The 6,189-nt window shown below is 73.3% G+C and carries 5 protein-coding genes; 2 read left to right on the forward strand and 3 right to left on the reverse strand.

Going from position 1 to position 6,189, the window contains the following annotated elements:
* Positions 1-169 precede the first annotated feature (169 nt).
* The 3 genes from ACWJ6R_RS28040 to ACWJ6R_RS28050 all read right to left on the reverse strand — a co-directional run bounded on the left by ACWJ6R_RS28040 (position 170) and on the right by ACWJ6R_RS28050 (position 3,061).
* On the reverse strand, positions 170-1,189 hold the full coding sequence (locus tag ACWJ6R_RS28040) for a YhgE/Pip domain-containing protein (protein WP_449065102.1): 1,020 nt from the start codon (positions 1,187-1,189) through the stop codon (positions 170-172).
* Positions 1,186-1,869 (reverse strand): ATP-binding cassette domain-containing protein, encoded by a 684-nt coding sequence (locus ACWJ6R_RS28045; protein WP_449065103.1) that lies wholly within the window; start codon positions 1,867-1,869, stop codon positions 1,186-1,188. Before ACWJ6R_RS28045 ends, ACWJ6R_RS28040 begins: the two co-directional genes overlap by 4 nt.
* A 91-nt stretch (positions 1,870-1,960) precedes the next feature.
* On the reverse strand, positions 1,961-3,061 hold the full coding sequence (locus ACWJ6R_RS28050) for a M20/M25/M40 family metallo-hydrolase (RefSeq protein ID WP_449065104.1): 1,101 nt from the start codon (positions 3,059-3,061) through the stop codon (positions 1,961-1,963).
* 530 nt (positions 3,062-3,591) lie between these two features.
* On the opposite strand from ACWJ6R_RS28050, the gene ACWJ6R_RS28055 reads away from it, so the two are divergent.
* Positions 3,592-4,986, forward strand: coding sequence for an aspartate aminotransferase family protein (locus tag ACWJ6R_RS28055; RefSeq protein WP_449065105.1), 1,395 nt, complete (start codon positions 3,592-3,594; stop codon positions 4,984-4,986).
* A 41-nt stretch (positions 4,987-5,027) separates the two neighbouring features.
* Positions 5,028-6,146: an alanine dehydrogenase gene (gene ald / locus ACWJ6R_RS28060; protein WP_449065106.1), complete on the forward strand. Its 1,119-nt coding sequence runs from the start codon at positions 5,028-5,030 to the stop codon at positions 6,144-6,146.
* Positions 6,147-6,189: the final 43 nt, after the last annotated feature.

A 6,189-nucleotide genomic window follows, 5' to 3' on the forward strand; every position in this document is an offset into this window, starting at 1 on the left:
CCGCCCGCGGGGACGTCCGCCGCTCCGCCAGTCAGGCCGCTCGCGACCTGGCCGGTGGACTGCACGAGCCGCCGGGCGGCGGCCCGCAGCTCCGGGTCGGCGTCGGGGGCGCTCTCCAGCAGGCCCAGTAGCTGATCGGCCTGCTGCCGGGCCTGCCCGGCCTCCCGGATCACCTCAGGGGGCGTCCCTGCGCGCCACCGGCGGCGGCCGCCGCCTCGGCGTCCTGCTCCAGCGCCCGGGCGAGGGCGTGCAGCCGGGCGCTCCCCTCCTCCAGGGCGGGCACGGTGGCGTCCGCCACCTGATTGATCTTCGGCACCTGGGCGTGGACCTGACGGTGGGCCTCCGCATTGCCGTCGGCGACCTGCCGGGCGCCCTCCGTGAGCTCGCCGAGACCGCGGCCCAGCTTCCGGGAGCCGCCCTCCGCCTCGGTCAGGCCCGCGGCCAGCTTCTCCGCCCCGGCGGTGAGCTTCCCGGTGGCGGTGGCGGCGGTGCCCAAGCCGGTGGAGAGCTGCCGGGTGCCGTCCCTGAGCCGGTCGAGCCCGTCGCCCAGCTCACCGGCCCCCCGGCTGAGCGCGCCGGTGCCGTCCAGGGCCTTCCTGCTGCCGTCGTGGAGCTTCTGCGCGCCGTCGGCGGCCTTGGCGGTCGCGTCGTGCAGTTCGCCGAAGGAGACGAAGACGCCGTCCCAGTAGTCCTTGAGCGCCGTACGGCCCGCGGCCTCCTTGACCTCGGCGAACACCGCGTCGGAGATGGTGCCCATGATGTAGCTGCGGCCGGTGTCCACCGTGACGCCGAGCTCCGCCGGGGTCGGCGCGCCGTCGCCGGAGGGCGAGGCGAGCCGGGCGCTGAAGTCGGCGGGGATCGTCAGGGAGAGGTAGAAAGAGCCGTCGGCGACGCCGTCGGCGGCCTGGCGGGCGTCCACCCGGCGCCAGGCGAAGACCTCCCGCTCGGTGAGCTCCCGGGCCAGCTCCCGGCCCGCGTCGACGGTCTCGTCCCCGGCCTTGGCCGGGCGATCCTCGACGACGAGCGCCACCGGGATGTTCTCCAGGTTCCCCTGCGGGTCCCAGAAGGACCACAAGTACAGCCCGGCGTAGAGCAGCGGCAGCATGACCACGCCCGCCAGCGCGGCGCGGGTGAGCCGCGAGCGGGTGAAGCGCCGCAGCTCCAGTCGTCCCAGCCGGACCGGTCTCATCGCCGCCCCTCCTCGTCCGCCGCGGGTTCCGAGGGTTCCCGGAGTCCCGGCGGGGCGGAGCCGCCCAGGCGGAGGGTGCGGGGCAGCGGGCTCTCGGTGCAGGAGGCGACGACGGTCAGGCCCCGCGCGGCCAGGTCCCGCAGGGTCTCCCAGAGCGCGTCGCACCGGTCGGCGGGCAGACCGGCGTCCACGTTGTCGAGCACGAGCAGTCCCGGCTCGTCGAGCAGGGCGAGCGCGACGCCGAGCCGTACCCGCTGCTCGCGGCCGAGCTCACGGACCAGGGTCCGGTCGTCGGGGGAGAGGTCCAGCCCCGCCCGCTCCAGCGCCGCCGCGGCCCGGCCCGCGCTCCGGGCGTTCCACAGCAGGCCTCGGGACTGCTCGTGCACGTGCTCGCGGACGGTCAGCGAGCCCTCCAGGTCGTTGACCCCGTCGACCAGGCCCAGCGCGGCGACCCGCCGGATCTCCCTCGGCCGGGTGTGCCCCGCGACGGTGAGCACCCCCGCGGTGGGCCTCATCCGCCCGGCCAGGGTGAGCAGCAGGCCGGTCCGGCCGCTGCCGGCCTGTCCGGCGAGGGCGGTGAGGCTGCTCGCCGGAGCGTCGAAGTCGACGTCCCGGTAGACCGGCCCGTGCCCGCCCTCCAGGGACAGCCCGGCCGCGTGCACCGCCACCCCTGCGAGCATCGGAACCCCCATCTTTGAAACTGACCGGTCAGTACAAAAACTAGCACAGGAAAAGGCCCCGCCCGGCCCACGGGCGGGGCCTTCCGGTGGATCAGCCCGCGGTGGCCGAGCCGTACTCCTGGAGGAAGAGCGCCTCGGAGACGATCGTGCGGCGGAGCTCCTCGATGACGAGCCGCTCGTTGGGCGCGTGGATCGAGGCGCCGTCGTCCTCGGCCCCGAAGAGCAGGACCTCGGCCGCCGGGAACTGCCTGACCAGCGTGGAGACCAGCGGGATCGAGCCGCCCGCGCCGACGTCGCGCGGCGGGCGGCCGTAGGCGCGCTCCATGGCCCGGTTGAGCGCGGAGCGGGCCGGGCCCGCCGTGTCGGCGAGGAAGCCCGAGCCCATCGTGTGGTCGGTGAAGTCCACGCGGACGCCCCAGGGGGCGACCTGCTGGAGGAAGTCGACCACGGCCTCGATCGTCGTCTTGGGGTCGCCCGCCGGAGGGACGCGCACGGTGACGCGGGCCCTGGCCATGGGCTGGACCGCGTTGATCGCCCCGGAGACGGTCGGCACGTCCAGGCCGGTGACGGTGATGGCGTAGGAGGCCCACAGGCGGTCGGCCAGCGAGCCGGAGCCGACCAGCGAGACCCCGTCCAGCACGCCGGCGGTCTCCCGGAACTCCTCCTCCGACGGCCCGACCCCCAGGAAGGTGCCGCGCGGCAGGCCGGGGACGCGGATGTCGCCGTGCTCGTCGTGCAGGGCGGCCAGCATCCGGATGAGCGCCGCCAGGGCGTCCGGGGCCGCGCCGCCGAACGAACCGCTGTGCAGCGGCTCCTCCAGGGTCCGCACCTCGATGGTGAACGCCCCCATGCCGCGCAGCGAGGTGGTCACCGACGGGTCGCCCACCCGGGGGTTGCCGGTGTCGGCGATGATCATCGTGTCGGCCCGGACCAGCTCGGGGTTCCGCTCGACGAACGCCTCCAGGCGCTCCCCGGCGTACTCCTCCTGGCCCTCGATGAGGACCCGGACGCCCACCGGGAACCGGCCCTGGAAGACGCGGAGCGCGGCGACGTGGGAGATGATGCCGGACTTGTCGTCGGCGGCGCCGCGGCCGTGGATCGCCCCGTCGATCTCCGTCGGCTCGAAGGCCGGGGTGCGCCAGAGGGCGGGGTCGCCCGCGGGCTGGACGTCGTAGTGGGCGTAGAGCAGCACGGTCGGCGCGCCGGCGGGGCGGGGGCCTCGGCGTAGACGGCGGGGAAGCTGCCCTCCACCGGGATCTGCCGGACGTGCGGCAGCCCCGCGCCGCGCAGCAGCTCCTCGGTCAGCGCGGCGGCCGCGCGCACCGGCTCCTCCGGGTGGCCGGGGAAGGCCACCGAGGGGATGGAGACGAGCCGCTTGAGCTCTTCGATCGCCCGGGGCAGATCCGCGGCGACGGCGCCCTCGATCTCGTCAGGAGTCAACGCTTTCCCTCGCATCTCGACAGCTGTACCTCCCCCTATTTGAGCACAGCCGCCGCACGGCCGTGTCCGGGCGCCGCTCCCGGCGGACCGCTCCGCCGCACCCCGGCCCCGGACGGCTCGGAGGTGGTCAGGTAGAGGGCCGACGTCGCTGATTTCGTTGCTGTTAGGCGAATGTGATGCGGATTCCCGTGTCGTTCATACAGAGTCCAACGCTTTCACTTGTCAAGACTCCGTCTCGGTGTGCACACTGTGGGGAGCCCAGCTCACCGAGGGAAGATGGCGATGACGCACCCCGAGAACACCGACGTGACGTCGGTCATGAAGGCCGCGCAGGACAACCTGTGGATGCACTTCACCCGGCACGGCTCCCACGCCGGCGCCGACGTGCCGATGATCACGCGGGGTGAGGGCGCCTACGTCTACGACGCGGGCGGCAAGCGCTACCTCGACGGCCTGGCCGGGCTGTTCGTCGTGCAGGCCGGGCACGGGCGCAGCGAGCTGGCCGAGGCCGCCGCCAAGCAGGCCCAGGAGCTGGCCTTCTTCCCCCTGTGGTCCTACGCCCACCCCAAGGCCGCCGAGCTGGCCCAGCGCCTGGCCGCGCAGACCCCCGGCGACCTCAACCGGGTCTTCTTCACCACCGGCGGCGGCGAGGCCGTCGAGACCGCCTGGAAGCTCGCCAAGCAGTACTTCAAGATCACCGGCAAGCCGCTCAAGCACAAGGTCATCAGCCGCCAGATCGCCTACCACGGCACCACCCAGGGCGCCCTGTCGATCACCGGCGTGCCCGCCTTCAAGGTGATGTTCGAGCCGCTGGTGCCGGGCTCGGTCCGGGTGCCGAACACCAACCACTACCGCGCCGACGAGATCACCGGCGTCCCCGGCATGACCCCCGAGCAGTACGGCTACTGGGCCGCCGAGCGGGTCGCCCGCGCCATCGAGATGGAGGGCCCGGAGACCGTGGCCGCCGTCTTCGTCGAGCCGGTGCAGAACGCCGGCGGCTGCTTCCCGCCGCCGCCCGGCTACTTCCAGCGGCTGCGCGAGATCTGCGACGCCTACGACGTGCTGCTCGTCTCCGACGAGGTCATCTGCGCCTTCGGCCGGCTGGGCACCATGTTCGGCGGGCAGAAGTTCGACTACGTCCCCGACATCATCACCTGCGCCAAGGGCATGACGAGCGGTTACTCGCCGATCGGCGCCATGATCGCCTCCGAGCGCCTCTTCGAGCCGTTCAAGAACGGCACCGAGATGTTCGCCCACGGCTACACCTTCGGCGGCCACCCCGTCTCCGCGGCGGTGGCGCTGGCCAACCTCGACCTCTTCGAGCGCGAGGACCTGCTCGGTCACGTGACCCGTAACGAGCCGGTCTTCCGCGCGACCCTGGAGCGTCTCCTCGACCTGCCGATCGTCGGCGACGTGCGCGGTTCCGGATTCTTCTGGGGCATCGAGCTCGTCAAGGACAAGGCGACCAAGGAGACGTTCACCGCGGACGAGTCCGAACGGATGCTCCGCGGGTTCCTCTCCAAGGCCCTCTACGACGCGGGCCTGTACTGCCGTGCCGACGATCGCGGAGATCCCGTGATCCAGCTCGCCCCGCCGCTCATCTGCGGCCCCAAGGAGTTCGACGAGATGGAGTCGATCCTCCGCTCCGTGCTGACCGAGGCATGGAACCGGCTCTGATCGCCTCCGCCCCGCCGAGGCTCCGGAAAGGAAACCCCCCCATGAAGATCGGCGTGCCCGCCGAGGTCAAGAACCACGAGTACCGCGTCGCCGCCACCCCGGCCGGCGTGCACGAACTGGTCCGCCACGGCCACGAGGTGTCCGTGCAGCGCGGCGCGGGCCTCGGCTCGCACTTCCCCGACGAGGACTACCTGGCCGCCGGAGCCAAGATCCTCGACACCGCCGACGCGGTGTGGGGGGAGGCCGACCTGGTCCTCAAGGTCAAGGAGCCGATCGCGGAGGAGTACCCCCGCATGCGCCCCGGCCAGGTGCTCTTCACCTACCTGCACCTGGCGGCCGGCCGCGCGTGCGCCGACGCCCTCCTGGAGCGGCGGGTCACCGGCATCGCCTACGAGACCGTCCAGGCCGGGAGCGCCCTGCCGCTGCTCGCCCCGATGTCGGAGGTCGCCGGGCGCCTGGCCCCGCAGGTCGGCGCCTACAACCTGATGCGCTCCAACGGCGGCCGGGGCCTGCTCCCCGGCGGCGTGCCCGGCGTGGCGCCGGCCAAGGTCGTCGTCATCGGGGCCGGGGTCTCCGGCCTCAACGCGGCCCAGATCGCGGTCGGCATGGGCGCGGACGTCACGGTGCTCGACCTCAACGTCGACCGCCTGCGCTTCATCGACGCCGTCTACCAGGGCCGGATGAAGACGCTGGTCTCCACCTCCTACGCGATCGAGCGGGAGGTCCTGGAGGCCGACCTGGTCATCGGCGCGGTGCTGATCCCGGGCGCCAAGGCCCCGACCCTCGTCTCCAACGACCTGGTCTCCCGGATGAAGCCGGGCTCCGTGCTCGTCGACATCGCGATCGACCAGGGCGGCTGCTTCGAGGACTCCCGCCCGACCACGCACGCCGAGCCGACCTACCGGGTCCACGACTCGATCTTCTACTGCGTGGCCAACATGCCGGGCTCGGTGGCCAACACCTCCACCCGCGCGCTGACCAACGCGACCCTGCCGTACGCGGTCAGGCTCGCCGACCTGGGCTGGCGCGAGGCCCTGCGGCAGGACGCGACGCTCGCTCCGGGCCTCAACACCCACGCGGGCCTGCTCACCAACGAGCAGGTGGCCGTCGCCCTCGGCCTGCCGTTCACGCCGGTCTCCGAGGTGCTCGCCCAGGCGTAGCGCGCCGCCGCCCGCCGTACCCGCCCGCCCCGCCGTACCCGCT

It is taken from the genome of Planomonospora algeriensis, assembly GCF_977012225.1.

Coding starts and splice junctions, on each gene's coding strand:
- ACWJ6R_RS28040 (WP_449065102.1), bottom strand. CDS start 1,189: ATGAGACCGGTCCGGCTGGGACGACTGGAGCTGCGGCGCTTCACCCGC.
- ACWJ6R_RS28045 (WP_449065103.1), bottom strand. CDS start 1,869: ATGCTCGCAGGGGTGGCGGTGCACGCGGCCGGGCTGTCCCTGGAGGGC.
- ACWJ6R_RS28055 (WP_449065105.1), top strand. CDS start 3,592: ATGACGCACCCCGAGAACACCGACGTGACGTCGGTCATGAAGGCCGCG.
- ald (WP_449065106.1), top strand. CDS start 5,028: ATGAAGATCGGCGTGCCCGCCGAGGTCAAGAACCACGAGTACCGCGTC.